Origin of the sequence: Vibrio sp. 10N.222.49.C9, from assembly GCF_041474985.1 — a bacterium.
GTDB lineage: Bacteria > Pseudomonadota > Gammaproteobacteria > Enterobacterales > Vibrionaceae > Vibrio > Vibrio crassostreae_C.
The window spans coordinates 1-277 of sequence record NZ_JBFRVD010001591.1 but is presented as its reverse complement, the minus strand read 5'-3'; the positions used below and the strand labels follow the sequence as shown (position 1 = coordinate 277).

Genomic DNA, 277 nt, shown 5'->3' with positions numbered 1-277 from the left:
GTTAGAGATTATTGACCCAGACACTGGCGAAGCACAATTTGATACAAAAGGCGTGGGCTACTCATACCACGGAACCTATGGTCAATTAATATTAAATGCTGATGGTAATTGGCACTATAAGGTCACCGTCGGTAGCAACCAACAAAACGTTGCCACACAGATCGACCAATTAGGCGATGGGCAGCAATTAACGGATACGATTACCGTATATTCTAAAGATGGTACTGCGCAAGACATTGTGATTACCATTCATGGCGATAACGATAGACCTTACATC

At 43.0% G+C, this 277-nt stretch carries 1 protein-coding gene; it reads left to right on the top strand.

Annotated elements, in window-relative coordinates; translation table 11 throughout:
* On the top strand, nucleotides 1-277 hold a 277-nt coding region (locus AB4585_RS29405), incomplete at both ends, for a VCBS domain-containing protein (protein ID WP_372172366.1).